This window comes from Pseudomonas sp. FR229a, from assembly GCF_030209115.1.
Taxonomy (GTDB): domain Bacteria; phylum Pseudomonadota; class Gammaproteobacteria; order Pseudomonadales; family Pseudomonadaceae; genus Aquipseudomonas; species Aquipseudomonas moraviensis_A.
Genome location: NZ_JARVSP010000021.1, coordinates 26417 through 50509, shown reverse-complemented (window position 1 = coordinate 50509; position 24093 = coordinate 26417). Strand labels below are relative to the sequence as shown.

At 58.6% G+C, this 24093-nt stretch carries 30 protein-coding genes; 8 read left to right on the top strand and 22 right to left on the bottom strand.

Annotated features, from left to right (window positions below; translation table 11 throughout):
- Positions 1-86: 86 nt before the first annotated feature.
- The 3 genes from QRN33_RS16655 to QRN33_RS16645 all read right to left on the bottom strand — a co-directional run bounded on the left by QRN33_RS16655 (position 87) and on the right by QRN33_RS16645 (position 3225).
- Positions 87-845, bottom strand: a complete 759-nt coding sequence (locus QRN33_RS16655) for an alpha/beta hydrolase family protein (RefSeq protein WP_083353669.1) — start codon at positions 843-845, stop codon at positions 87-89.
- On the bottom strand, positions 835-1944 hold the full coding sequence (locus QRN33_RS16650) for a DUF3182 family protein (RefSeq protein ID WP_116658405.1): 1110 nt from the start codon (positions 1942-1944) through the stop codon (positions 835-837). The genes QRN33_RS16655 and QRN33_RS16650 overlap by 11 nt, the downstream gene beginning before the upstream one ends.
- Positions 1945-2244: 300 nt before the next feature.
- Positions 2245-3225: a GlxA family transcriptional regulator gene (locus tag QRN33_RS16645; protein ID WP_285409380.1), complete on the bottom strand. Its 981-nt coding sequence runs from the start codon at positions 3223-3225 to the stop codon at positions 2245-2247.
- Between the two features lie 101 nt (positions 3226-3326).
- Between QRN33_RS16645 and QRN33_RS16640 the strand changes: the two genes are divergently transcribed.
- The 7 genes from QRN33_RS16640 (at position 3327) to QRN33_RS16610 (ending at position 8588) form a co-directional block, all read left to right on the top strand.
- Positions 3327-3881, top strand: coding sequence for a cysteine hydrolase family protein (locus QRN33_RS16640; protein WP_285409379.1), 555 nt, complete (start codon positions 3327-3329; stop codon positions 3879-3881).
- Between the two features lie 230 nt (positions 3882-4111).
- Positions 4112-4693, top strand: a complete 582-nt coding sequence (locus QRN33_RS16635) for a YjfI family protein (protein WP_227973166.1) — start codon at positions 4112-4114, stop codon at positions 4691-4693.
- Between the two features lie 17 nt (positions 4694-4710).
- Positions 4711-5409: a PspA/IM30 family protein gene (locus QRN33_RS16630; protein ID WP_042610646.1), complete on the top strand. Its 699-nt coding sequence runs from the start codon at positions 4711-4713 to the stop codon at positions 5407-5409.
- Between the two features lie 212 nt (positions 5410-5621).
- Positions 5622-6272 (top strand): DUF2491 family protein, encoded by a 651-nt coding sequence (locus tag QRN33_RS16625; RefSeq protein ID WP_042610647.1) that lies wholly within the window; start codon positions 5622-5624, stop codon positions 6270-6272.
- A gap of 14 nt (positions 6273-6286) precedes the next feature.
- Positions 6287-6712, top strand: coding sequence for a DUF350 domain-containing protein (locus QRN33_RS16620; RefSeq protein ID WP_016772952.1), 426 nt, complete (start codon positions 6287-6289; stop codon positions 6710-6712).
- Between the two features lie 18 nt (positions 6713-6730).
- The gene (locus tag QRN33_RS16615) at positions 6731-7429 is read left to right on the top strand and encodes a DUF1190 domain-containing protein (protein WP_285409378.1); all 699 of its coding nucleotides are present in this window, start codon (positions 6731-6733) and stop codon (positions 7427-7429) included.
- A gap of 1 nt (position 7430) precedes the next feature.
- Positions 7431-8588 carry a glutathionylspermidine synthase family protein gene (locus QRN33_RS16610; RefSeq protein WP_285409377.1) on the top strand — a complete coding sequence of 386 codons (1158 nt, stop codon included), beginning with the start codon at positions 7431-7433 and terminating at the stop codon, positions 8586-8588.
- 197 nt (positions 8589-8785) lie between these two features.
- On the opposite strand, the gene QRN33_RS16605 is transcribed toward QRN33_RS16610, so the two are convergent.
- Complete coding sequence (locus QRN33_RS16605; protein ID WP_042610650.1) at positions 8786-9307, bottom strand: single-stranded DNA-binding protein; 522 nt, start codon at positions 9305-9307, stop codon at positions 8786-8788.
- Between the two features lie 9 nt (positions 9308-9316).
- Positions 9317-10714 (bottom strand): MFS transporter, encoded by a 1398-nt coding sequence (locus tag QRN33_RS16600; protein ID WP_065615575.1) that lies wholly within the window; start codon positions 10712-10714, stop codon positions 9317-9319.
- 191 nt (positions 10715-10905) lie between these two features.
- Here QRN33_RS16600 and uvrA point away from each other — a divergent pair, with 191 nt between their 5' ends.
- Positions 10906-13740 (top strand): excinuclease ABC subunit UvrA, encoded by a 2835-nt coding sequence (gene uvrA / locus QRN33_RS16595; protein ID WP_039761937.1) that lies wholly within the window; start codon positions 10906-10908, stop codon positions 13738-13740.
- A gap of 67 nt (positions 13741-13807) precedes the next feature.
- Here uvrA and bfr read toward each other — a convergent pair whose 3' ends face one another.
- From bfr to rplE, 17 genes are all read right to left on the bottom strand, one after another.
- The gene (gene bfr, locus QRN33_RS16590; protein ID WP_042610653.1) at positions 13808-14275 is read right to left on the bottom strand and encodes a bacterioferritin; all 468 of its coding nucleotides are present in this window, start codon (positions 14273-14275) and stop codon (positions 13808-13810) included.
- A 149-nt stretch (positions 14276-14424) separates the two neighbouring features.
- Complete coding sequence (locus QRN33_RS16585; RefSeq protein ID WP_227973172.1) at positions 14425-15879, bottom strand: catalase; 1455 nt, start codon at positions 15877-15879, stop codon at positions 14425-14427.
- Positions 15880-16119: 240 nt separating this feature from the next.
- Positions 16120-16506, bottom strand: a complete 387-nt coding sequence (gene rplQ / locus QRN33_RS16580) for a 50S ribosomal protein L17 (RefSeq protein ID WP_003176402.1) — start codon at positions 16504-16506, stop codon at positions 16120-16122.
- A 42-nt stretch (positions 16507-16548) separates the two neighbouring features.
- On the bottom strand, positions 16549-17550 hold the full coding sequence (locus tag QRN33_RS16575) for a DNA-directed RNA polymerase subunit alpha (protein ID WP_016772946.1): 1002 nt from the start codon (positions 17548-17550) through the stop codon (positions 16549-16551).
- 22 nt (positions 17551-17572) lie between these two features.
- Entirely contained in the window at positions 17573-18193 is a 621-nt protein-coding gene (gene rpsD / locus QRN33_RS16570) for a 30S ribosomal protein S4 (RefSeq protein ID WP_003176404.1), read from the bottom strand.
- An 18-nt stretch (positions 18194-18211) separates the two neighbouring features.
- Positions 18212-18601 carry a 30S ribosomal protein S11 gene (gene rpsK / locus QRN33_RS16565; RefSeq protein WP_002555466.1) on the bottom strand — a complete coding sequence of 130 codons (390 nt, stop codon included), beginning with the start codon at positions 18599-18601 and terminating at the stop codon, positions 18212-18214.
- A 30-nt stretch (positions 18602-18631) separates the two neighbouring features.
- Positions 18632-18988 carry a 30S ribosomal protein S13 gene (rpsM, locus tag QRN33_RS16560; RefSeq protein ID WP_003186020.1) on the bottom strand — a complete coding sequence of 119 codons (357 nt, stop codon included), beginning with the start codon at positions 18986-18988 and terminating at the stop codon, positions 18632-18634.
- A gap of 130 nt (positions 18989-19118) precedes the next feature.
- Positions 19119-19235, bottom strand: a complete 117-nt coding sequence (gene rpmJ, locus QRN33_RS16555) for a 50S ribosomal protein L36 (protein WP_002555468.1) — start codon at positions 19233-19235, stop codon at positions 19119-19121.
- 27 nt (positions 19236-19262) lie between these two features.
- Positions 19263-20591: a preprotein translocase subunit SecY gene (gene secY / locus QRN33_RS16550; protein ID WP_042610655.1), complete on the bottom strand. Its 1329-nt coding sequence runs from the start codon at positions 20589-20591 to the stop codon at positions 19263-19265.
- Positions 20592-21029, bottom strand: coding sequence for a 50S ribosomal protein L15 (gene rplO / locus QRN33_RS16545; protein ID WP_003228720.1), 438 nt, complete (start codon positions 21027-21029; stop codon positions 20592-20594). It lies immediately after the preceding gene.
- 3 nt (positions 21030-21032) lie between these two features.
- Positions 21033-21209: a 50S ribosomal protein L30 gene (rpmD, locus tag QRN33_RS16540; protein ID WP_003176408.1), complete on the bottom strand. Its 177-nt coding sequence runs from the start codon at positions 21207-21209 to the stop codon at positions 21033-21035.
- Positions 21210-21211: 2 nt separating this feature from the next.
- A complete protein-coding gene (rpsE, locus tag QRN33_RS16535; protein WP_007955637.1) occupies positions 21212-21712 on the bottom strand; it encodes a 30S ribosomal protein S5 in 501 nt (166 codons plus the stop codon).
- Positions 21713-21715: 3 nt separating this feature from the next.
- Positions 21716-22066 (bottom strand): 50S ribosomal protein L18, encoded by a 351-nt coding sequence (gene rplR, locus QRN33_RS16530; protein ID WP_003186037.1) that lies wholly within the window; start codon positions 22064-22066, stop codon positions 21716-21718.
- 10 nt (positions 22067-22076) lie between these two features.
- Positions 22077-22610 carry a 50S ribosomal protein L6 gene (rplF, locus tag QRN33_RS16525; protein WP_003228722.1) on the bottom strand — a complete coding sequence of 178 codons (534 nt, stop codon included), beginning with the start codon at positions 22608-22610 and terminating at the stop codon, positions 22077-22079.
- A gap of 12 nt (positions 22611-22622) precedes the next feature.
- Entirely contained in the window at positions 22623-23015 is a 393-nt protein-coding gene (gene rpsH / locus QRN33_RS16520) for a 30S ribosomal protein S8 (RefSeq protein WP_016772944.1), read from the bottom strand.
- 208 nt (positions 23016-23223) lie between these two features.
- Complete coding sequence (gene rpsN / locus QRN33_RS16515) at positions 23224-23529, bottom strand: 30S ribosomal protein S14 (RefSeq protein ID WP_003186042.1); 306 nt, start codon at positions 23527-23529, stop codon at positions 23224-23226.
- Between the two features lie 13 nt (positions 23530-23542).
- Positions 23543-24082 (bottom strand): 50S ribosomal protein L5, encoded by a 540-nt coding sequence (gene rplE, locus QRN33_RS16510; RefSeq protein ID WP_003210069.1) that lies wholly within the window; start codon positions 24080-24082, stop codon positions 23543-23545.
- Between the last annotated feature and the right edge of the window lie 11 nt (positions 24083-24093).

Here is a 24093-nt window from a genome sequence, read left to right as displayed (position 1 = left end):
GCGAGCAGGCTCACTCCTACAGGGGGAACGCATTCCAAATGTAGGAGTGAGCCTGCTCGCGATAGCGTCCGCAAGACCACCGAAAATCATCTGGATTGGATAATGCTCAACCGCTCCCCCACCACCATCTCGGTAATCCAGTCCACCAGGATCGACGTGTAGGCCTGCTGCGACACCGGATCACTCAATGCGTGATCGGCGCCATCGATAATCCGGTGCGTCAACGAGTGAGTCTGCTGACACGCTGCGCGGTAACTCATGATCGTCGCGTGAGGTACGAAGTCGTCGGTTTCCGATTCCACCAGCAGCACGTCGCCGGTGAATTGCGAACAGGCGTGCAAGGCGCGATTGCTGTCGGCACGCACCAGCGTATTGCGATAATCGCGCAGATCGGCCTTGTCCAGATCGCGCTTGGGCGTGTGCCACTGTTCATCGCGGTACAGCGCCGGCACGCGCAGCGCCAGCCAGCGCACCGGGCGCAGTGAGGTCAGGATCGAAGCCAGATAACCGCCATAACTGGTGCCGACCACGGCGATCGCCGAGGTGTCGAGGGCCGGGTGCGCCAGCAGGCGATCATAGGCTGCCAGCAAGTCACGCAGATTATCCTCACGGGTCACCCGGGACAGGGGAATCCCGGTGCCGCCGGTATGCCCGCGCAGGTCGAAGGTCAGGCACACACAACCCAGGCCGGCAATGCCTTTGGCCCGTTCCAGATCGCGCTCCTGACTGCCGCCCCAACCGTGAACAAACAACACCCCCGGGACTTTCGATTTGGGACTGAGAAAAGTCCCGCTCATCTGTTCGTCATCGATGTCGATTTGAATGCTTTCGCTTCTAGCCGTCATAGGATTGGACCGTCACATATTTGAGAAGAAACGCGCTGTTTTCCGCCGGGCCGCGATAGACCTCGATGGCGTCCGCCGGCAGCGCCTGATCGATATAGGTTTCCACCGACGACACGCGGATGGCGCGCATCTGTGGATCGTTGACGAAGCTTTGCAGCGCGGCCACTTCAGCACTGCTGGCGCCGCCCATGCGCCAGGATTGTTCGAGCACGCCGCTGCGCTGGTTGCCGTCGGCGTCCAGGCCCTGGGCGATATCGTAATTGCGCCGCGAAGCGAAGAAGCGTGGGTAGGCTTCGTCAGCTGCGCTGTCGAACACCTGAGCCTGTTCGATGGCCAGGCGCACATCATCGGGCAGATCCAGCGCGAGCAATTGGTCATAGCCGCCCTGCACCACCAGCAGGTTCGAACCGCCGTAGACCTCTTCGCCATGACCGTCCTCGGTCAAGTATTGATCGCCGCAATAACTCAAGACCTTGCCGCCGATAAACGACTGGCCGACGCTATGGGTGACCACGTTGCGCAAGTCCTGCTCCAGCACTACGCCGTCACTGAACAAGCTTTGTGCTTCGGGGCGCGCGAGGATTTCATCGAACGCGTCGAGGCTCTTGATCACTTCCTGGCCGCGACCGGCGCACGCGTGAATCGGCTTCAAGCGAATCGGCCCGGCGTACAGCAGATGCTCGGCGGCGGGCCGCGCATCTTCCAGGGCGAATACGCTGAGACCGTCGAGCACAACGTTGCGCACCCGCTCCGAGAACAGCGGCGACCAGCCCTGCGGCGCCTGCGCCAGATGGCTGCGCAGGCCGTGGCTGATGGCTTTGGTGCAGATGAAATCGTATTCGACGTAGCCGCCCCACAAATCATCAGGGCCTTTGATGCCCAGCGCTTGAGCATGGGCGGCGCCGACGATGGTTTGCGTCGGCAGCAGGTACAGTTCACGGCCTGAATGTTTCGCCGGATCGTAACTGCCGCCGAATTTGCAGCCGAGAATCTGCGCCAGCCAGCGCGCCAGGGCCTTGTTGGTCTCGACTTCATGTTGCGGCGCCTCGGCACGCACCGAATGGGCCACGACGATTTTCTTGCTGGGTGTCGGGGTCATGCGTTCCCCTTGCATCAGTCGATGGGTTCACTCACGGAAATTGCAGAGATCAGGCCAATCATCGATCTCAACAAACCGCCCGGTTATCGGGTGTTTGCCGCCGAGGTGCTGGCATCGCGCCTGTTTCAAACTGCACGACGGCGGGTAAAATTCCGGCAAATTGCACGATCCCGCGCCTCAGCCCATTCCCCTGTAGGAGTGAGCCTGCTCGCGATAGCGGTATCTCATCCAACACGAATGGTGACTGACCCACCGCTATCGCGAGCAGGCTCACTCCTACAGTAGTTCATCGTGCCTGGGCTATCGCGTCAGGCCGAACCTTGTGCGGTAATCACTTGGCCCCAGCCCGGTGATCTTCTTGAAGATCGCGCGAAACGCGCCTGGATCCTGATAGCCCACCGTCCAGGCTATGTGATCGATCGTGCCATTGGTGAATTCAAGCATTTCCCGCGCCTTGCCCACCCGCAGGTGCTGGCAATACTCGGTCGGTTTCAAGCCTGTCGCGGCGCGGAATCGGCGTAGAAACGTGCGCTCTTCCAGTCCCGCGCGCTCGGCCATCGCCGCCAGCGAAACCTCCGTCGCCCCGGTGCTTTGCAGCCAGTGCTGGACCTTGAGAATGGCCGCGTCGCCATGACTGAGGATCGGTGCGAAATTGCTTCCGCATTCACTGGCGCTGTCGCTGTGTTCCATCACCAGAAAACGCGCGGTCGCGGTGGCGATGCTCGGGCCGAGCAAGCGATCGACCAGGCGCAATCCCAGTTCCGACCAGGCCATCAGCCCGGCCGTGGTGATCAGGTCGCCGTCATCGACAATCGGCGTGTCGGCCTTCAGTTTGATGTGCGGATAACGCTCGGCGAACGCCTGGGCCGAGGTCCAGTGGGTGGTGGCGCTGCGCCCGTCGAGCAAGCCGCTTTCGGCCAGCATCAACGAGCCTACGCAGACGCCACCGAGGGTTGCGCCGCGTGCATGCTGATCGCGCAGCCATTGCGTCAGGCTCGCGGTCATCTGCGCTGCATCGAACCCGCCGAGGGACGGCGGAATCAGCACGGCGAGCAAAGCGTTCTCGGTACCCGGATGACTGTCATAGACCCGCGCCAGCGACTGATCGCCCGCAACCTGCCAGTGACTGACCCGCAGCACGGGCAACCGCGCGGCCTGATGCTCGGCGGCGATACGGTTGGCCACCGCGAACAGATCGGTCAGACCGTGCACCGCCGCCAGTTGCGCGCCGGGGTAAATCAGCACGCCCAGCTCAGCGGTGACGGCTTTTTGTGCAGCCATTGTCAGTTTTCCCCCGTCTATTGTCGGTGCGGCCAATCCTCGAATCCTCGGCCAGCGTCAATACTGAGGCCACACCCAATCACCGTCTCGAGGACAATCCCATGGCCAAGCAAGCGCTCATCGTAGTCGATATCCAGAACGACTACTTCCCCCAAGGCAAGTGGCCGCTGGTCGGCGCCGACGCCTCTGCCGACAACGCCGCGCGGCTGATCGCAGCCTTTCGCGAAGCGGGCGATTCCGTGGTGCACATTCGTCACGAATTCACCTCCGACGATGCACCGTTTTTCACTCCCGGCTCCGAGGGCGCCGAACTGCATCCGAAGGTGCGCAACCGCGCCAACGAGCCGGTGGTACTCAAGCACTTCGTCAACTCGTTCCGCGAAACCGAACTGAAATCGGTGCTCGACGAACAAGGCATCACCGACCTGGTGGTGATCGGCAGCATGAGCCATATGTGCATCGATGGCATCACCCGCGCGGCGGCGGACATGGGTTACGGCGTCACGGTGATACACGATGCCTGCGCCAGCCGTGATCTCGAATTCAATGGCCTGACGGTGCCGGCTGCCCAAGTGCACGCAGCCTTCATGTCGGCGCTGAGTTTCGCCTACGCCACCGTGGTTTCGACTGACCAATTCCTGCACAGCAACGCCTAGCAACAACTGCACAACCCAGAGGCCCGCCGCGTTGCGGGCCTTTTTGCGTCTGTCATGAAAATCTCACGCGTGAGTCATTGATGGCACTTTGCATTGGTTGTAGTGTGGCCCACGCGTGAGATGCTCATAACCGGATTCCAGCCATGACAAGCCGCACTCCGACGCCTGCCGCAGCCAGCCCCAGGGGCGAGCGTGCCAGGACGTCAGCGAAAAAACCCTCGAGCTTCTACATGAAGCAGATGCGCGCAGGCCTGGCCGCCGCCGGTTATGTGAAACACGAGACTTGGGTGCTTCCGGAAAACCGAAGCTTGCTCAAGCAAATGGAGCAACAGCTACGCCAACCGATCCTGGCTGGCTCTTTCATGTCGGAGAAATACATGAGCGCAGGCAACAACTGGACCATCGATAGCCTCTTCAATGCCCTCAAGGCGCTGGACGAGGTGGCTTCGCAAGAGATCACGCTGTCGCTGATCCAGAGCTCCGAGCCGAGCATCAAGCTGGAAATGAACGAATTCGGCGGCCTGCCGATTCACATCGCCCTGGCCGGCCAGCAGATCATCGTCGACACCGTGCTGGTGGACATCGACTCGATCAGCAACGTCCAGGCGTTCAACGATGCCGTGCTGCGCAGCCGCGAGATGTTCCCGCTGTCGTCGATCGGTATCGAGTCGATGCCCAACGGGCAGACCGTCTACAACATGTTCGGCGCCCTCAGCGCTGATTCGAGCCTGACCAACGTGGTCACCGAGGTGAAAACCCTGGTCGACAACGTGCAGCGCGCCAGCGAAGCCTTCGAACACTTCTTCAAGTAATCAACAGGGAATATCCAATGACTCAGTCCATCTGGAGCAAGTTGTTCACCGCGCTGCGCGGCGGCGCCAACGAAGTCGGCGAAGCCATCGCCGATCAGCAGGCGCTGCGCATCCTCGATCAGGAAATCCGCGACGCCGACAGCGCGCTGTCGAACGCCCGCCGCGAACTGGTGACGATCATGGCCAAACACAAACTGGCCGCCGACCGCGTCAGCGAGTACGACGCCAAGATCAAGGACCTTGAAGCCAAGGCCGTTGCCGCACTGAATGCCGGCCGTGAAGACCTGGCACTGGAAGTGGCCGAAGCGATTTCGACCCTGACCAACGACCTCGCTGCCGAGAAGAAGCTCAGCGATGAATTCGGCGCCTACGCCGACAACATGCGCAAAGACATCAGCAAAGCCGAATCGCGGATCAAGAGCCTGCGCCAGCAAGTCGACATGGCCAAGGCTCGCGACAGCGTGCAAAAGGCCCAGGTCAGCGCATCCATTGCCAGCGGCGGCGCCAACGGCAAACTCGAGACCGCCGTCGGCACCCTGAATCGCCTGCAAGCCAAGCAACAGCAACGCGCTGCCGAACTGAGCGCAGCGGACGAACTGGCCGACGCCTCCAGCGGCAACGACCTTGAACGCAAACTGCGCGACGCCGGCATCACGCCGAACGAAGGCAGCGCCAACGCGATTCTTGAGCGGCTGAAGCAGAAGTCCGCGCAGTAAGCTGTTGCGCAACCCTTTGTAGGAGTGAGTCTGCTCGCGATGGGGCCAAAACATTCAACTTCAGTGTTGACTGACCCGCCGCCATCGCGAGCAGGCTCACTCCTACATTGTTTGCGCTGAGCTATTGCCCCTGCTCGTACACCCCTGCGCCCGGTACACTACCGCCACTTTTTCAACCCCGAACACCTCCACCCGCTTCAAGGAACGTACCCATGGGATGGTTTAAAGACTTGCTCGGCACCAGCACCTGGCAGACCGCTGCGCCAACCACCACCGGCGCCAGCGGCCCTCTCGGCATGGCGCAAGGCAAAGGCGTGCGCTTTGACACGACCCTGGCGCTGCTGCTGGAAGGCTCGACGTCGGTGCGGGTGCCGTTCGATCAAGCGGTGTGGAGCGCCGGCTGGGTCGATCTCGGCCAGTCCAACAAATTGCACCGCTATTACATGAACGACGAGGATTTCTGGGTACAGATCCACGTCACCGGTGAAGACCAGATCGAGTCGGTCACCCTGTTCAATTACCTCAGCTATGTGACGGTCAACAGCGACGCCGAACTGCAGCGTCTCGCCGGCCCCAACAGTCTGATCGGCCTGCCGACCTACACCCGTGACGGTGTCGAATACACGCGCGAATGGGGCACCGAGCTGCAGCAGACCGAACTGGTGCCAATGACCGAACACGTGGTCAACCCGGACGAGTCCTACACCATCAAGCACCACGCGATGCTGTATGCCCGCGACACCGGCCTGACCGATCGCCGCGAACTGCTGTTGTTCTCCGTCGAACAGGATGAAGAAGGCACCGTCAGCCTGAGCACCTCGCTGGGCATCTCGCTGTACACGACTGATTTGAGCGCCATCTAAAAAGGAAGTTTTTCATGCTGGAAGTGTTGGCCGTTTCCCTGAACAAAACCGCGCTGGTCGGTTTTGTCGTCTACCTGATCGGCGCCGTGTTGCTGTTCATGCTGTTTCAATTCGTCTACACGCGCATCACCGCGCACAAGGAATTCGAGCTGATCCGCGCCGGCAATACTGCTGCGGCTATCGCCCTTTCCGGCGCGATAATCGGCTTCGCCATTCCCGCGAGCAATGTGATTGCCTACTCGGTCAACGTGCTCGACTTCGTGCTCTGGGCGGTTATCGCTGCCGTTGTGCAATTGTTGGCGTTCGTGGCTACCGGGCTGGTGCTCAAGGGCACGTCCCAGCGCATCGCCAACGGCGAAGTGGCGGCCGGCATTTATGTGGCTGCCGTGGCGATCAGCGTCGGCATGCTCAATGCCGCGTGCATGACCCCGTCCCACTGACCGGCAGGAAGCCTCTCGATGAAACGCAGCAAATACGTGCAGTTGTCCCTCGCCGCGTCAGTGGCGATGGCCATTTCCGGTGAAGCGGCAGCAGTGGATCAGCCGCGCAGTTTTCAGAGCGTTGAACAGTGCGTTGACGCCGAAGTGGCCCCCGACGTCTGCTCCAGCGCCTACGTCGCCGCCCTTGGCGAACACCGACGCATCGCCCCGGCCTACGACGACAAGACCCAATGCGACGCAGACTTTGCCGCTGGCTGGTGTCAGAAAAATTCCGATGGCCGCTTCGTCCCCAGACTCGGCGGTTTCAAGGTGCCGCAGAAGGGTGAAGAGCCGCAAAATCTGGATGCCATTGCCGATGCGCAAATGCCGGCGGGCGACACCACCAGCAGCAGCGCAAGTCACGGCGGCTCGCACTCTTCCGGCGGTTCAGGTGGCGGCGGCAATGGCTGGCTGAGCGGTTGGCTGATCGGCAACGCAATGAGCAACAACTCCGATCGCAGCGTTTACCGCGATCGTGAAACGCGCCAGCCGTACAACACCTCAACGCAGTACCGCAAAGCTGAAACGACCACGCGCAGCCAGCCGGATTACGAAAGCAGCAAGAGCAAACCGGTGAACGTTGCTGCCTCGACCTCGCGCGGCGGCTTCGGTAGCCAGTCCAGCGCCCGCAGCGGCTGGGGTGGCTGGGGCAGCAGTTCCGGACGCTCGAGCAGCTGACATGAAAAAGATCCACTGCGCCGAGCGCCCCGACTGGAAGCACACCGCCGAAAGCCTCGGTTTCCTGTTCCACACCATCGACGACGAACCGTACTGGGACGAAAGCGCCTACTACCAGTTCAGCCTCGCGCAGATCGAGAACGATCTCGAAGACCCGACCACCGAACTGCATGAGATGTGCATGGATCTGGTTGAGCGCGTGGTAAACAGCGAGGCGTTGCTCGATCGCTTGAGCATTCCGGCGGCGTACTACGACATGATCCGCACCTCCTGGCGCGAAGGTCATCCGCATCTGTACGGTCGCATGGACTTTTCCTACAGCGGCAGCGGCCCGGCGAAACTGCTGGAGCTCAACTACGACACGCCGACCAGCCTTTACGAAGCGGCGGCATTTCAGTGGGGCTGGCTGGAACAGTGCATCGAGCGCGGCACGCTGCCACCGCATGCCGACCAGTTCAACAGCATCGACACCAGGCTGCACCAGGTTTTCGCCGAACTGCAGTTGAAGCGGCCGTTCTACTTCGCTTCGATGAAGGATTCGGTCGAGGACAAAGGCACCACTGACTACCTGCGGTTGATCGCGGAAAAGGTCGGCATCGAATCACGCCACATCGATATCGAAGACATCGGCCTGACGGCTGAAGGCCGGTTCGTCGATCTGCAGGATCGCTGGATCCCGCACCTGTTCAAGCTGCACGCCTGGGAATTCATCTTCCACGAACCGTTCGGCACAGCGATCGCCGAGTGCGACACGCAGTTTTTCGAACCGGCGTGGAAGGCGATTCTGTCGAACAAAGGTGTGCTGCCGTTGCTGTGGGAACTGCACAAGGGTCATCCGAATCTGCTCGCCGCGCACCTCGATCCGAATCCGCAGAGCGCCGTGCCGAAAGGCTGGGTGCGCAAGCCGTACTTTTCCCGTGAAGGCGCCAACATCGAGCTGCAAACGGCCCAGGGTCTGATCGTCAAAGAGGATGGGCCGTACACCGATGCGCCGTTCATCCTGCAGGAGTTCGCGCCGCTGCCGAAGTTTGGCGACAGCTACACGCTGATCGGTTCGTGGGTGATTGGTGATGAGGCGGCGGGAATTGGTGTGCGCGAGGACAACAGTCTGATCACCAAGGACTCCAGCCGCTTCCTGCCGCACCTGATCCTCGACTGAAACGATTCCCCATGTAGGAGCTGACGAGTGCAACGAGGCTGCGATCTTTTGACGTTGCTTTTAAAGATCAAAAGATCGCAGCCTCGTTGCACTCGTCAGCTCCTACAGGTGATAGGGGTCGCGCTGAAATAGCCTCACAAAAAAGGCCCGTCGTTTAAGCGACGGGCCTTTTCATTGGAAGCGTTTACAGCGGCAAATCAGAACGGAATATCGTCATCGAAGCTGTCGAAATCCGGAGCCGGTTGCGGTGCGGCCTGCTGCGGCGCTGGTGGAGCCGAACGCTGCTGCGGAGCCGACTGCTGCGGGCGTGGGGCCTGCTGACGTGGCGCCTGCTGCTGGTAATTGTTGCCGCCGCCTTGCTGGTCGCCCTGTTGTGGACGGCCGCCGAGCAGTTGCATGGTGCCTTGCATGTCGACCACGATTTCAGTGGTGTAACGCTTGATGCCGTCCTTTTCCCACTCGCGGGTCTGCAGCTTGCCTTCGATGTAGACCTGCGAACCCTTGCGCAGGTATTCGCCAGCGATCTCGGCAACCTTGCCGAACATCGACACACGGTGCCACTCGGTCTTTTCGACCTTCTGACCGGTCTGCTTGTCGGTCCATTGTTCGCTGGTGGCCAGACTCAGGTTGGTCACGGCGTTACCGTTAGGCAGGTAGCGAACTTCGGGATCCTGGCCGCAAGTGCCGACCAATATGACTTTGTTAACCCCACGGGCCATAACGTTCTCCTAAGCGTCGCACGCAGCCCCGGCCGGGTTGTTGACCAGGCGTTCGAGGGTGGTGCGATCCACTAATTCTTTGTCCAGTTTGATGTAAACAGCCGCCTCTTCGGCGACTATCACTGCATCTGTTACCCCTACCAGGGCCTTGAGGCGCTCGACCAGACCCGCTTCGCGGATCGCTTCGGGCGACAACGGCAAGCGCAGGCTCGTCACGTAGGGAGGTTCGCGCATGGTAACAGCAAAGGCCAGCCAAAGTGCAGCCAGCGCGGCGCATCCGAGGAACACAACCGACAGACCGCCATGCTGGAACAACCAGCCGCCGAGTATCCCGCCGAGTGCCGAACCGAGGAACTGGCTGGTGGAGTACACGCCCATGGCCGTGCCCTTGCCGCCTGCCGGTGAAACCTTGCTGATCAGCGACGGCAACGATGCCTCGAGCAGGTTGAACGCGGTGAAGAACACCACCGTGCCGATCACCAGGGCGCGCAGGCTATCGCCGAACTGCCAGAAGAATAGTTCAGTCAGCATCAGTGTCATGACGGCGCCGAGCAAAACTCGTTTCATTTTGCGTCGCTTCTCGCCGTAGATGATGAACGGGATCATGGCGAAGAACGAAATCAGCAATGCGGTGAGGTAGACCCACCAGTGCTGCTCCTTGGGCAAACCGGCTTTTTCCACCAGCGCCAGCGGCAGAGCAACGAAGCTCGACATCAACATGGCATGTAACACAAAGATGCCCAGATCGAGGCGCAGCAGGTCCGGGTGCCTGAGCGTCGGCATCAGTGCCTGCCGCGCCACGCCGGATTCACGATGCTGCAGTGGCCCGGTGGACTGCGGCACCATGAACATGATGATCAGGATGCCGACCAGCGCCATCGCGCCGGTGGCAAGGAACAGTCCCGACAACCCGAAAGCGCTGGTCAGCAACGGCCCCACGACCATGGCTACGGCGAACGACAGGCCGATGGTCATGCCGATCATCGCCATGGCTTTGGTGCGATGCTGTTCGCGGGTCAGGTCGGAAAGCAGCGCCATGACCGCCGCGGAAATCGCCCCGGCGCCCTGCAGGATCCGCCCGGCAATCACGCCCCAGATCGAATCGGCCTGGGACGCGAGAACACTGCCAAGAGCGAAGACAATCAGACCGAGGTAGATCACCGGTCGACGACCGATGCGATCCGAAATGATCCCGAACGGGATCTGGAAAATCGCCTGGGTCAGACCGTAAGCGCCAATCGCCAGCCCGATCAGGGCCGGGGTCGCTCCCGCCAGATCCATGCCATAGGTCGCCAGCACCGGCAACACCATGAACATGCCAAGCATACGGAAGGCGAACACCAGGGCCAGACCGCTCGCCGCGCGGGTCTCGCTGCCACTCATGCGTTCGCTGTGGGGATCGTGCATGGAAAAACCTCGTGTGAACCGGCGGCGATTCTACCAGTCCCATCGGAAGACGGGGTATATCGCGACGCTATGACGCGTATAGATGAAACTCTCTTCATGAACGGCAGAACGCCCTTCGTTGGATAGTGTGCATCCATCCAGTATTTGCCCGTATACTCCTACGTTTTCGACGCCCGCCGAGCGAGGCCACTTTGGACAAGATCCTGATACGTGGGGCCCGTACCCACAACCTGAAGAACATCGACCTGACCCTGCCACGGGACAAACTGATCGTCATCACCGGCCTGTCCGGATCCGGCAAGTCATCCCTGGCGTTCGACACGCTGTATGCCGAAGGTCAGCGCCGCTATGTCGAATCGCTGTCGGCCTACGCCAGGCAGTTCCTGTCGATGATGGAAAAACCCGACGTCGACACCATCGAAGGCCTGTCGCCGGCGATCTCCATCGAACAGAAGTCGACCTCGCACAACCCGCGCTCCACGGTCGGCACCATCACCGAAATCTACGACTACCTGCGTCTGCTCTATGCCCGCGTGGGTACGCCGCGTTGCCCGGATCACGACATTCCGCTGGAAGCGCAGACCGTCAGCCAGATGGTCGATCTGGTGCTGGCGCAGCCGGAAGGCAGCAAACTCATGCTGCTGGCACCGGTGATCCGCGAGCGCAAGGGCGAACACCTGTCAGTCTTCGAAGAATTGCGTGCGCAAGGTTTCGTCCGCGCCCGGGTCAACGGGCGCATTTGCGAACTCGACGAGCTGCCGAAGCTGGATAAACAGAAGAAGCACTCGATTGACGTGATCGTCGATCGCTTCAAGGTTCGCGCCGATCTGCAGCAACGTCTGGCCGAGTCCTTCGAGACCGCGCTGAAACTGGCTGATGGCATTGCCCTGGTGGCGCCGATGGACGACGAGCCGGGCGAAGAAATGATCTTCTCCGCACGCTTCGCCTGCCCGATCTGCGGCCACGCGATCAGCGAGCTGGAACCCAAGCTGTTTTCCTTCAACAACCCGGCCGGCGCCTGCCCGACCTGCGATGGCCTGGGCGTGAAGCAGTTCTTCGACATCAAGCGTCTGGTCAACGGCGAGCTGACCCTGGCCGAGGGCGCGATACGCGGCTGGGACCGGCGCAACGTCTATTACTTCCAGATGCTTGGCTCACTCGCCTCGCATTACAAGTTCAGCCTGGACAAGCCTTTCAACGACCTGAGCGCCGAGCAGCAGAAGTTCATCCTGCACGGCAGCGGCTCGCAGAACGTCGACTTCAAGTACCTGAACGACCGTGGCGACATCGTCAAACGCTCGCACCCGTTCGAAGGCATCGTGCCCAATCTGGAGCGCCGTTACCGCGAAACCGAATCGGCGAGCGTGCGCGAGGAGCTGGCCAAGTTCCTCAGCCATCAGGCCTGCCCGGATTGCCGTGGCACGCGTCTGCGCCGCGAAGCCCGGCACGTCTGGGTCGGTGAGAAAACCCTGCCGGCAGTGACCAATCTGCCGATCGGCGATGCCTGCGAATACTTCGGTGCGCTGAAGATGACCGGTCGGCGTGGCGAGATCGCTGACAAGATTCTCAAGGAAATTCGCGAGCGTCTGCAGTTCCTGGTCAACGTCGGCCTCGACTATCTGTCGCTGGATCGCAGCGCGGACACACTCTCCGGTGGCGAGGCGCAGCGGATCCGTCTCGCCAGCCAGATCGGCGCCGGACTGGTTGGCGTTCTATACATCCTCGATGAGCCGTCGATTGGTCTGCATCAGCGCGATAACGACCGACTGCTCGGCACGCTCAAGCATTTGCGCGATATCGGCAACACGGTGATTGTGGTCGAGCACGACGAAGACGCGATTCGCCTGGCTGACTATGTTGTCGATATCGGCCCTGGCGCAGGTGTGCACGGCGGGCAGATTGTTGCCGAAGGCACGCCGGACGAAGTCATGGCGCACCCGGATTCGCTGACCGGCAAATACCTGTCCGGCCGGGTGAAGATCGAAGTGCCGGCCAAACGCACGCCGCGCAACAAGAAGCTCAACCTGTCGCTCAAAGGTGCGCGTGGCAACAACTTGCGCAATGTCGATCTGGATATCCCGATCGGCCTGCTGACCTGCGTGACCGGCGTATCCGGCTCGGGCAAATCGACGCTGATCAACAACACGCTGTTCCCGCTGAGCGCCACGGCACTCAATGGCGCGACCACGCTTGAAGCGGCGGCACACGACAGCATCAAAGGTCTGGAGCATCTCGACAAAGTCGTCGATATCGACCAGAGCCCGATCGGCCGTACACCGCGTTCCAACCCGGCGACGTATACCGGGCTGTTCACGCCGATCCGCGAACTGTTTGCCGGCGTGCCCGAGTCACGCTCTCGTGGTTATGGCCCTGGGCGTTTCTCGTTCAACGTCAAGGGCGGGCGTTGCGAGGCGTGTCAGGGCGATGGCCTGATCAAGGTGGAGATGCACTTCCTGCCGGACATCTACGTGCCCTGCGATGTGTGCAAGAGCAAGCGCTACAACCGCGAAACCCTTGAGATCAAATACAAGGGCAAGAGCATCCACGAGACCCTCGAAATGACCATCGAGGAAGCTCGGGAGTTCTTCGACGCGGTGCCAGCACTGGCGCGCAAGCTGCAGACGCTGATGGATGTCGGCCTGTCGTACATCAAACTCGGGCAGTCGGCGACGACCCTGTCCGGAGGTGAAGCACAGCGGGTCAAGTTGTCGCGCGAGCTGTCCAAGCGCGATACCGGCAAAACCCTGTACATCCTTGATGAGCCGACCACCGGTCTGCACTTTGCGGATATCCAGCAGTTGCTCGACGTTCTGCATCGCCTGCGCGATCACGGCAACACCGTGGTGGTCATCGAGCACAACCTCGATGTGATCAAGACCGCTGACTGGCTGGTGGACCTCGGTCCTGAAGGCGGTTCCAAAGGGGGTCAGATCATTGCCACCGGCACGCCGGAGGAAGTCGCCGAGATGAAGCAGTCTCACACCGGCCATTACCTCAAGCCGTTGCTGATCCGCGATCGGGCTTAACTGCAAGGCATGAAAAAGCCCCTGTCACCGTTGAAGTGACAGGGGCTTTTTTTTGTAGCCGTTGCAATCAGGACGCGTGGGATTGCAGGTAGTTCTCGAGACCGATCAGCTTGATCAGACCCAACTGCTTTTCCAGCCAGTAGGTGTGATCTTCTTCAGTGTCGTTGAGCTGAACCCGCAGAATCTCGCGGCTGACGTAGTCCTGGTGCTGCTCGCAAAGCTCGATGCCTTTGCAAAGCGCAGCGCGGACTTTGTATTCGAGGCGCAGATCAGCTTCGAGCATCTCCGGCACCGTAGTGCCGACATCCAGATCATCCGGACGCATGCGCGGCGTGCCTTCGAGCATCAGGATCCGCCGCATCAATGCATCGGCGTGGCCTGCTTCTTCTTCCATCTCGTGGTTGATGCGCTCGTAGAGCTTGGTGAACCCCCAGTCCTCATACATCCGTGAATGAACGAAATATTGGTCACGCGCGGCCAGTTCGCCGGTCAGCAACGTATTGAGGTAATCGATTACATCTGGGTGGCCTTGCATCGCCCTACATCTCCCTTCCTGAAAGTCTGTAGTTTGAACCAACCTGACCGGAAGGTCACCCGCTTCGCGCAATAAAAGCGAAGATATTCCGAGAAAAGCAGGCCAAATAACGCAAAAACCGCCCAAATGAGGGCGGTTCTGCTTCTCGTTTAGACTTCGTTAAGCTGTACATTGAGCAGGTTTGCGATTGCTTCTCCATACGCCCGATCGGCTTTGTAGAAATGCTGCAACTGACGATCGACGACGTCGCTGGAAACACCTGCCATCGCACCCGCGATGTTGCTGACCAGCAGCGCTTTCTGCTCCTCGCTCATCAAGCGGAACAGGGCACCGGCCTGGCTGTAGTAATCGGTATCTTCGCGGTGATCATAGCGATCTGCGGCACCGCTCAAGGCCAGTGCTGGCTCTGCGTAATGTGGTGCTTGTTTCGGCGACTCGATGTAGCTGTTCGGTTCATAGTTCGGCGCCGCACCACCATTGCTGCCGAACGCCATGGAGCCGTCACGCTGATAAGTGTTCACCGGACTGCGTGGAGCATTCACCGGCAATTGCTGGTGGTTGGTGCCAACGCGGTAGCGGTGCGCGTCAGCGTAGGCAAATACGCGGCCTTGCAGCATGCGGTCCGGGGACAAACCCACGCCTGGCACCATGTTGCTCGGGCCGAATGCAGCCTGTTCAACTTCGGCGAAGTAGTTCAGCGGGTTGCGGTTCAACTCCAGCTCACCGACTTCGATCAGCGGAAACTCTTTCTGTGACCAGGTTTTGGTGACGTCGAACGGGTTTTCGTAATGAGCGGCCGCTTGCGCTTCAGTCATGATCTGAATGCACACGCGCCATTTCGGGAAATCACCGCGCTCGATGGCCTCGAACAGGTCACGCTGCGCGTAGTCCGGGTCGGTTCCCGCCAAACGGGCGGCGTCGGCGGGCGCCAGGTTCTTGATGCCTTGCTGCGTCTTGTAATGCCACTTGACCCAATGACGCTCGCCTTTGGCATTGATCAGGCTGTACGTATGGCTACCGAATCCGTGCATGTGACGGTAGCCGTCCGGAATGCCGCGATCAGAAAACAGAATGGTGACCTGGTGCAGCGCTTCAGGCGAATGCGACCAGAAATCCCACATCATCTGCGCACTTTTCAGGTTGCTTTGCGGCAGACGCTTTTGCGTGTGGATAAAGTCCGGAAACTTCAGTGGATCACGGATGAAAAACACCGGCGTATTGTTGCCGACGATGTCCCAGTTGCCTTCTTCGGTATAGAACTTCAAGGCGAAACCGCGCGGATCGCGCTCGGTGTCGGCCGAACCACGCTCGCCACCTACGGTGGAAAAGCGCAGGAAGGTTGGCGTTTGTTTACCTACCGATTCGAACAGTTTTGCGCTGGTATATTCGGTGATGTCGCGAGTGACGGTGAACGTACCGTAAGCGCCCGAGCCTTTGGCGTGCACGCGGCGTTCAGGAATGTTTTCACGGTTGAAGTGCGCGAGCTTTTCGAGCAGATGGAAATCGTCGAGCAGCAGCGGACCGCGTGGGCCGGCGGAGCGGGAATTCTGGTTGTCAGCGACTGGCGCGCCACTCGCGGTTGTAAGCGTTTTGGTCTGGCTCATGCGGTCTTCTTCCTCTGTCAGTCTTTGAACTGCCGGCTAATGGGCTTGGCGGGAAGTATTGATCATCGACGTTATCGCTACAAATTCATTAACTTGCAGACATCGATAGATAATTACTAATTATGTTTTCCCGGCACATAGTGGCAGTTCGACGATGTCAGAAACTTGTACGGACGACGCATTTCTTACAGGCACAAAAAACCGGGCACTAGGCCCGGTTCTTTGTTTCAGACTGACGTCTTACTCGGCGGATACAGCTTCGCCAGCAGTAGCACGATCAACCAACTCGACGTACGCCATAGGCGCGTTGTCGCCAGCGCGGAAACCGCACTTGAGGATGCGCAGGTAGCCACCCTCACGGGTAGCGTAACGCTTGCCCAGGTCGTTGAAGAGCTTACCAACGATAGCTTTCGAACGAGTACGGTCGAAAGCCAGACGGCGGTTAGCCAGGCTGTCTGTCTTGGCCAGAGTGATCAGCGGCTCGGCAACGCGGCGCAGTTCTTTGGCTTTTGGCAGAGTAGTTTTGATCAGCTCGTGCTCGAACAGCGACACCGCCATGTTTTGGAACATGGCCTTGCGGTGCGAGCTGGTGCGGCTCAGGTGACGACCACTTTTACGATGACGCATGGTTCATTCCTTACCAAACACTACGTTCGGTGATTACGACGATCAGGCAGTCGCCTTGTCGTCCTTCTTAAGACTTGCAGGCGGCCAGTTGTCGAGGCGCATGCCGAGGGACAGACCGCGGGAGGCCAGAACGTCCTTGATTTCAGTCAAGGATTTCTTGCCCAGGTTCGGAGTCTTCAACAGCTCTACTTCGGTACGCTGAATCAGGTCGCCGATGTAGTAGATGTTTTCCGCCTTAAGGCAGTTAGCCGAACGTACAGTCAGTTCCAGATCGTCAACCGGGCGAAGCAGGATCGGATCGATCTCGTCTTCCTGCTCGACAACCAGCGGCTCACTTTCACCTTTGAGGTCGACGAACGCAGCCAGCTGCTGTTGCAGGATGGTTGCAGCGCGACGGATAGCCTCTTCAGGATCCAGAGTACCGTTGGTTTCCAGATCAATAACCAGCTTGTCCAGGTTGGTACGCTGCTCGACACGGGCGTTTTCCACCACGTAAGCGATACGGCGAACCGGGCTGAACGAAGAATCGAGCTGCAAGCGACCGATGCTGCGGCTTTCGTCTTCATCGCTCTGACGCGAGTCGGCTGGTTCATAACCACGACCACGAGCTACGGTGAGCTTCATGTTCAGGGCGCCGTTAGACGCCAGGTTAGCGATTACGTGATCGGGATTAACGATCTCGACATCATGATCCAGCTGAATATCGGCAGCGGTAACCACCCCCGAACCCTTCTTCGACAAGGTCAGCGTAACTTCGTCACGACCGTGCAGCTTGATGGCCAGACCTTTAAGGTTCAACAGGATTTCAATTACGTCTTCCTGTACACCTTCGATGGCGCTGTACTCGTGGAGCACACCGTCAATCTCGGCCTCGACTACTGCGCAGCCGGGCATTGAGGACAACAGGATGCGGCGCAGCGCGTTGCCCAGGGTGTGGCCAAAACCACGCTCGAGAGGCTCGAGAGTGATCTTGGCGCGGGTTGGACTGACAACCTGCACATCAATGTGGCGGGGTGTCAGGAACTCATTTACCGAAATCTGCATGGATGCACCTATTTTCTAGCCCTTACTTGGAGTAGAGCTCGACAATCAGGCTTTCGTTGATGTCGGCGGACAGATCACTGCGAGCAGGAACGTTCTTGAAAACGCCCGACTTCTTCTCAGTGTCTACTTCTACCCATTCTACGCGGCCACGTTGGGCACACAGATCGAGAGCTTGGACAATGCGAAGTTGGTTTTTTGCTTTCTCGCGAACTGCAACCACGTCACCAGCACGAACCTGATACGACGGGACGTTTACGGTCTGACCGTTGACGCTGATCGACTTGTGCGATACCAGCTGACGGGATTCGGCACGAGTCGAACCAAAGCCCATACGGTATACAACGTTGTCCAGACGGCATTCGAGAAGTTGCAGCAGGTTTTCACCGGTTGCACCTTTCTTGCCAGCAGCTTCTTTGTAGTAGCCGCTGAACTGACGCTCGAGAACGCCGTAGATACGACGGACCTTCTGCTTTTCACGCAGTTGGGTGCCGTAGTCGGACTGGCGGCCGCGGCGTTGGCCGTGGATACCAGGTGCTGCTTCAATGTTGCACTTCGATTCGATCGCGCGCACGCCGCTCTTCAGGAAGAGATCGGTGCCTTCGCGACGAGCGAGTTTGCATTTTGGACCAATGTAACGAGCCATTCTTTACAATCTCCTGGATTACACGCGGCGCTTCTTCGGCGGACGGCACCCGTTGTGCGGGATTGGCGTCACGTCGGTGATGCTGGCGATCTTGTAGCCACAGCCGTTCAAAGCGCGGACTGCGGATTCACGACCTGGACCTGGACCCTTGACGTTGACGTCGAGGTTTTTCAGGCCGTATTCCAGCGCAGCTTGACCAGCACGCTCAGCAGCTACTTGAGCAGCGAACGGGGTGGACTTGCGGGAACCGCGGAAACCCGAACCACCGGAGGTAGCCCAGGAAAGAGCGTTACCTTGACGGTCGGTAATGGTCACGATGGTGTTGTTAAAAGATGCATGGATGTGGGCGATGCCATCAACCACTGTCTTTTTAACTTTTTTACGAGGACGAGCAGCAGGTTTTGCCATGATTAAATTCCTGTCGATTCGCTGGGGCGATTACTTGCGGATCGGCTTACGCGGACCTTTACGGGTACGCGCGTTGGTCTTGGTACGCTGACCGCGTACTGGCAGACCACGACGATGACGCAGACCGCGATAGCAACCGAGGTCCATCAAGCGCTTGATTTTCATGTTGATTTCGCGACGCAGGTCACCTTCAGTGGTGAACTTCGCCACTTCGCCACGCAGCTGTTCAATTTGCTCGTCGCTCAGATCTTTGATCTTTGCTGCTGGGTTTACCCCAGTCACTGCACAGATCTTCTGCGCAGTAGTGCGACCAACACCATAGATGTAGGTCAGCGAGATAACAGTATGCTTGTTATCTGGAATGTTAACGCCTGCAATACGGGCCATTCAGTGGGACTCCAATTGACAGCTACCTACGCCCCGGAAGCCAAGAAATAGGGCGCGAGATAATATCGCTGTAATAACAAATAATCAACCCGGTAGCGCACTAGCTACCGGGCTTGAAGCACAATCACACTCAGCCTTGGCGCTGTTTGTGACGCGGTTCCGCGCTGCAAATTACTCGAACAACACCTTCGCGGCGAATAATCTTGCAGTTACGGCACAGCTTTTTCACCGATGCACGAACTTTCATCACCAACTCCTCGAACCTTATGGGTACTCAGCGCAACATGCCGCTGCCGTAACCCTTCAGGTTGGCTTTCTTCATCAGGGATTCGTACTGGTGCGAAACGAGGTGCGATTGTACTTGGGACATGAAGTCCATCACAACCACGACCACGATCAGCAACGAGGTCCCGCCAAGGTAGAACGGAACGTTTGCTGCAACCACCAGGAACTGGGGCAACAGGCACACGGCCGTCATGTAAAGAGCACCGAACATGGTCAAGCGGGTCAGAACGCCATCGATATAGCGCGCAGACTGCTCACCTGGACGGATGCCCGGAATAAAGGCACCGGACTTCTTCAGGTTTTCCGCTACGTCTTTCGGATTGAACATCAACGCCGTATAGAAGAAGCAGAAGAAAATAATCCCTGCACTAAACAGCAGAATATTCAACGGCTGACCAGGAGCGATCGACTGCGAGATGTCCTGCAACCAGCCCATACCTTCAGACTGACCGAACCAGGCACCCAACGAAGCCGGGAACAGCAAAATGCTGCTCGCGAAAATAGCCGGAATAACACCGGCCATGTTCACCTTCAGCGGCAAGTGGCTTGTCTGCGCAGCAAAAACCTTGCGGCCCTGCTGACGCTTGGCGTAGTGAACAGCGATACGACGCTGGCCACGCTCAATGAACACCACGAAACCGATAATCGCTACTGCCAGCAAACCGATGGCAACCAGGGCGAAGATGTTGATATCACCCTGACGCGCAGACTCGAAAGACTGCCCGATTGCTCTCGGAAGACCGGCGACGATACCCGAAAAAATCAACATCGAGATACCGTTGCCTACACCACGCTCAGTAATCTGCTCACCCAGCCACATCATGAACATCGCACCAGCCACAAAAGTGGTTACCGCGACGAAATGGAAGCCAAAGTCACCAGTGAACGCAACGCCCTGCCCCGCCAGGCCAATGGACATGCCAATAGCCTGAACGAGAGCGAGGACGACGGTGCCGTAGCGGGTGTACTGGCTGATCTTGCGACGGCCAGCTTCACCTTCCTTCTTCAACTGCTCCAGCTGCGGGCTGACGGCGGTCATCAGTTGCATGATGATCGATGCCGAAATGTACGGCATGATCCCCAGTGCAAAGATGCTCATCCGTTCCAGCGCGCCGCCGGAGAACATGTTGAACAAGCTAAGAATGGTCCCCTCATTCTGTCGAAACAGGTCTGCGAGTCGGTCCGGGTTGATACCTGGAACCGGGATGTGTGCGCCTATTCGGTAGACGATAATCGCCAGGAACAGAAAACGCAGACGAGCCCAGAGTTCAGACATACCGCCTTTGCCGAGCGCAGAGAGAGCACCTTGCTTAGCCATTTATTCCTCGAACTTGCCGCCAGCTGCTTCGATAGCCGCACGCGCACCTTTGGTGGCGCCGATTCCCTTGCCGATAGTGACAGCGCGAGTCACTTCACCGGACAGCATGATTTTCACACGCTGTACGTTGACGTTGATCACGTTGGCATCTTTCAGGGACTGCACAGTAACGATGTCGCCTTCCACTTTGGCCAGCTCGGACAGACGCACTTCTGCGCGGTCCATGGCTTTCAGGGAAACGAAACCGAACTTGGGCAGGCGACGATGCAGCGGCTGTTGACCGCCTTCAAAGCCTGGAGCAATGGTGCCACCGGAGCGGGAGGTCTGACCTTTGTGACCACGGCCACCAGTCTTGCCCAAACCACTACCGATACCACGGCCCGGACGATGCTTTTCGCGACGGGAACCCGGCGCTGGACTCAGATCATTGAGTTTCATCGATTAACCCTCGACACGCAGCATGTAGTAAGCCTTGTTGATCATCCCGCGATTCTCGGGAGTATCCTGGACTTCTACAGTGTGACCGATGCGACGCAGACCCAGACCCTTAACGCACAGTTTGTGGTTAGGGATGCGGCCGGTCATGCTTTTGATCAGCGTTACTTTAACGGTAGCCATGATTACTTGATCTCCTCAACACGCAGGCCACGCTTGGCAGCGATGGACTCAGGAGACTGCATAGCCTTCAGACCCTTGAAAGTGGCGTGAACCACGTTTACCGGGTTAGTCGAGCCGTAGCACTTGGCCAGAACGTTCTGAACGCCAGCAACTTCGAGGACAGCACGCATAGCGCCGCCAGCGATGATACCGGTACCTTCAGAAGCAGGCTGCATGTACACCTTCGAAGCGCCGTGAGCGGACTTCATTGCGTACTGCAGAGTGGTGCCGTTCAGGTCAACTTGAATCATGTTGCGGCGAGCAGCTTCCATTGCCTTCTGGATCGCAGCAGGCACTTCACGTGACTTGCCACGGCCGAAGCCAACACGCCCTTTACCATCACCAACCACGGTCAACGCGGTGAAAGTGAAGATACGGCCGCCTTTAACGGTTTTGGCTACGCGGTTAACTTGAACCAGCTTCTCGATGTAGCCTTCGTCGCGCTTTTGGTCGTTATTTGACATAACTTAGAACTCCAGCCCAGCTTCACGAGCAGCATCAGCCAGCGCTTTAACGCGGCCGTGATACTTGAAGCCAGAGCGGTCGAAAGCCACTTGCGAGACGCCAGCGGCCTTAGCACGCGTAGCGACCAGCTGGCCAACCTTTGTGGCCGCGTCGATGTTGCCAGTGGCACCATCACGCAGTTCTTTATCCAAAGTCGAGGCACTTGCCAGGACTTTGTTGCCGTCGGCCGAGATGACCTGGGCGTAGATGTGCTGCGACGAGCGGAACACGCAGAGACGCACGACTTCGAGTTCGTGCATTTTCAGGCGTGCTTTGCGAGCGCGACGCAGTCGAGTAACTTTTTTGTCGGTCATTTGCTATGCCCTACTTCTTCTTGGCTTCTTTACGACGGACGACTTCGTCCGCGTAGCGCACACCTTTGCCTTTGTACGGCTCTGGTGGACGGAAGTCGCGGATCTCGGCGGCCACTTGACCTACCAGCTGCTTGTCGATGCCCTTGATCAGGATATCGGTCTGGCTAGGAGTCTCAGCGGTGATGCCTTCCGGCAGTTCGTAATCCACTGGGTGCGAGAAGCCAAGAGCCAGGTTCAGAACCTGACCTTTTGCTTGCGCTTTGTAACCAACACCGACCAGCTGGAGCTTGCGCTCGAAGCCTTGGCTTACGCCCTGGACCATGTTGTTTACCAACGCACGCGTGGTACCGGCCATTGCGCGAGTTTGTTGATCGCCATTGCGAGCAGCGAAACGCAGCTCACCAGCTTCTTCAACGATCTCAACGGACGAATGGATGTTCAGTTCAAGAGTACCCTTGGCACCCTTCACCGAAAGCTGTTGGCCTGCGAATTTGACTTCGACACCGGCTGGCAGCTTAACGGGGTTCTTAGCGACGCGAGACATGCTTATCCCCCCTTAGAACACAGTGCAAAGAACTTCGCCGCCGACACCGGCAGCGCGCGCAGCACGATCCGTCATCACACCTTTGTTGGTGGAGACGATAGACACGCCAAGACCGCCACGAACTTTCGGCAGATCTTCAACGGACTTGTACTGACGCAGGCCTGGACGACTAACGCGCTTCACTTCTTCGATAACCGGACGGCCTTCGAAGTACTTCAGCGAGATGGACAGCGACGGCTTGGCGTCGGTGGTGATCTGAAAATCCGCGATGTAACCTTCGTCCTTCAGGACTTTTGCTACAGCAGCCTTCAACGTGGAAGACGGCATGCTTACGACAGACTTTTCAGCCATCTGGGCATTACGGATTCGAGTTAGCATGTCCGCTAACGGGTCCTGCATACTCATGGGCTAGACGCTCCTAATACAAAAAAATTAGCCTTGCGGCTACTACTTGTCGCCGAGAACTTCCGGGCAGAAAAACACGGGCTCAGGCGAGCCGGTCATTCTAGACACACCCCAGAAATGAATCAAGCCCCAAAAGGGGCTTGATTCAGATTCAAGGCCACCGATGGTCAGGTTCTTGCGAACCCGAACATCGAGACTTTGACAACTGTTACCAGCTGGCTTTAACCAGACCTGGTACGTCACCGCGCATTGCAGCTTGACGCAGCATGTTACGGCCGAGGCCGAACTTGCGGTACACGCCGTGCGGACGACCAGTCAGGCGGCAACGGTTACGCATGCGCGAAGCGCTTGCGTCACGTGGTTGCTTCTGCAGAGCTACGGTAGCTTCCCAACGCGCTTCTGGACTTGCGTTCAGATCGACGATGATAGCTTTCAGCGCTGCACGCTTGGTGGCGTACTTGGCAACGGTGAGCTGACGCTTCAGCTCACGGTTTTTCATGCTCTTCTTGGCCATTTTCCTACTCCAATCAGTTGCGGAACGGGAATTTGAAAGCACGCAGCAGAGCGCGGCCTTCATCATCGTTCTTGGCAGTGGTGGTCAGGGTAATGTCCAGACCGCGGAGAGCATCGATCTTGTCGTAGTCGATTTCCGGGAAGATGATCTGCTCTTTCACGCCCATGCTGTAGTTGCCACGACCATCGAAGGACTTGGCATTCAGGCCGCGGAAGTCGCGAACCCGAGGCAGGGAGATCGACAGCAGACGATCCAGGAACTCGTACATACGCTCACGGCGCAGGGTCACTTTGACGCCGATCGGCCATCCTTCGCGGACTTTGAAGCCAGCGATGGATTTACGAGCGTAGGTCACAACGACTTTCTGGCCGGTGATCTTTTCCAGGTCAGCAACAGCGTGCTCGATGACTTTTTTGTCGCCGATCGCTTCGCCCAGACCCATGTTCAGGGTGATTTTGGTAACGCGCGGAACTTCCATCACGTTCGAAAGCTTAAGTTCTTCCTTAAGTTTCGGAGCGATTTCCTTCCGGTAAATCTCTTTTAGTCGTGCCATGGTCTTCTACC

Excerpts from the sequence above, each read along its gene's own strand:
- secY (WP_042610655.1), bottom strand. The coding sequence starts at position 20,591 with ATGGCTAAGCAAGGTGCTCTCTCTGCGCTCGGCAAAGGCGGTATGTCT.
- QRN33_RS16625 (WP_042610647.1), top strand. The coding sequence starts at position 5,622 with ATGGGATGGTTTAAAGACTTGCTCGGCACCAGCACCTGGCAGACCGCT.
- rpsN (WP_003186042.1), bottom strand. The coding sequence starts at position 23,529 with ATGGCCAAGAAGAGCATGAAAAACCGTGAGCTGAAGCGTCAGCTCACC.
- QRN33_RS16575 (WP_016772946.1), bottom strand. The coding sequence starts at position 17,550 with ATGCAGATTTCGGTAAATGAGTTCCTGACACCCCGCCACATTGATGTG.
- rpsH (WP_016772944.1), bottom strand. The coding sequence starts at position 23,015 with ATGAGTATGCAGGACCCGTTAGCGGACATGCTAACTCGAATCCGTAAT.
- QRN33_RS16630 (WP_042610646.1), top strand. The coding sequence starts at position 4,711 with ATGACTCAGTCCATCTGGAGCAAGTTGTTCACCGCGCTGCGCGGCGGC.
- QRN33_RS16635 (WP_227973166.1), top strand. The coding sequence starts at position 4,112 with ATGAAGCAGATGCGCGCAGGCCTGGCCGCCGCCGGTTATGTGAAACAC.
- rpsE (WP_007955637.1), bottom strand. The coding sequence starts at position 21,712 with ATGTCAAATAACGACCAAAAGCGCGACGAAGGCTACATCGAGAAGCTG.
- rpsD (WP_003176404.1), bottom strand. The coding sequence starts at position 18,193 with ATGGCTCGTTACATTGGTCCAAAATGCAAACTCGCTCGTCGCGAAGGC.
- QRN33_RS16620 (WP_016772952.1), top strand. The coding sequence starts at position 6,287 with ATGCTGGAAGTGTTGGCCGTTTCCCTGAACAAAACCGCGCTGGTCGGT.
- rplE (WP_003210069.1), bottom strand. The coding sequence starts at position 24,082 with ATGGCACGACTAAAAGAGATTTACCGGAAGGAAATCGCTCCGAAACTT.
- bfr (WP_042610653.1), bottom strand. The coding sequence starts at position 14,275 with ATGCAAGGCCACCCAGATGTAATCGATTACCTCAATACGTTGCTGACC.
- rpsM (WP_003186020.1), bottom strand. The coding sequence starts at position 18,988 with ATGGCCCGTATTGCAGGCGTTAACATTCCAGATAACAAGCATACTGTT.
- QRN33_RS16610 (WP_285409377.1), top strand. The coding sequence starts at position 7,431 with ATGAAAAAGATCCACTGCGCCGAGCGCCCCGACTGGAAGCACACCGCC.
- QRN33_RS16605 (WP_042610650.1), bottom strand. The coding sequence starts at position 9,307 with ATGGCCCGTGGGGTTAACAAAGTCATATTGGTCGGCACTTGCGGCCAG.
- QRN33_RS16640 (WP_285409379.1), top strand. The coding sequence starts at position 3,327 with ATGGCCAAGCAAGCGCTCATCGTAGTCGATATCCAGAACGACTACTTC.
- rpsK (WP_002555466.1), bottom strand. The coding sequence starts at position 18,601 with ATGGCAAAACCTGCTGCTCGTCCTCGTAAAAAAGTTAAAAAGACAGTG.
- QRN33_RS16585 (WP_227973172.1), bottom strand. The coding sequence starts at position 15,879 with ATGAGCCAGACCAAAACGCTTACAACCGCGAGTGGCGCGCCAGTCGCT.
- rplR (WP_003186037.1), bottom strand. The coding sequence starts at position 22,066 with ATGACCGACAAAAAAGTTACTCGACTGCGTCGCGCTCGCAAAGCACGC.
- QRN33_RS16615 (WP_285409378.1), top strand. The coding sequence starts at position 6,731 with ATGAAACGCAGCAAATACGTGCAGTTGTCCCTCGCCGCGTCAGTGGCG.
- rpmJ (WP_002555468.1), bottom strand. The coding sequence starts at position 19,235 with ATGAAAGTTCGTGCATCGGTGAAAAAGCTGTGCCGTAACTGCAAGATT.
- QRN33_RS16600 (WP_065615575.1), bottom strand. The coding sequence starts at position 10,714 with ATGCACGATCCCCACAGCGAACGCATGAGTGGCAGCGAGACCCGCGCG.
- QRN33_RS16650 (WP_116658405.1), bottom strand. The coding sequence starts at position 1,944 with ATGACCCCGACACCCAGCAAGAAAATCGTCGTGGCCCATTCGGTGCGT.
- rplF (WP_003228722.1), bottom strand. The coding sequence starts at position 22,610 with ATGTCTCGCGTCGCTAAGAACCCCGTTAAGCTGCCAGCCGGTGTCGAA.
- rplQ (WP_003176402.1), bottom strand. The coding sequence starts at position 16,506 with ATGCGTCATCGTAAAAGTGGTCGTCACCTGAGCCGCACCAGCTCGCAC.
- rpmD (WP_003176408.1), bottom strand. The coding sequence starts at position 21,209 with ATGGCTACCGTTAAAGTAACGCTGATCAAAAGCATGACCGGCCGCATC.
- QRN33_RS16655 (WP_083353669.1), bottom strand. The coding sequence starts at position 845 with ATGACGGCTAGAAGCGAAAGCATTCAAATCGACATCGATGACGAACAG.
- rplO (WP_003228720.1), bottom strand. The coding sequence starts at position 21,029 with ATGAAACTCAATGATCTGAGTCCAGCGCCGGGTTCCCGTCGCGAAAAG.
- QRN33_RS16645 (WP_285409380.1), bottom strand. The coding sequence starts at position 3,225 with ATGGCTGCACAAAAAGCCGTCACCGCTGAGCTGGGCGTGCTGATTTAC.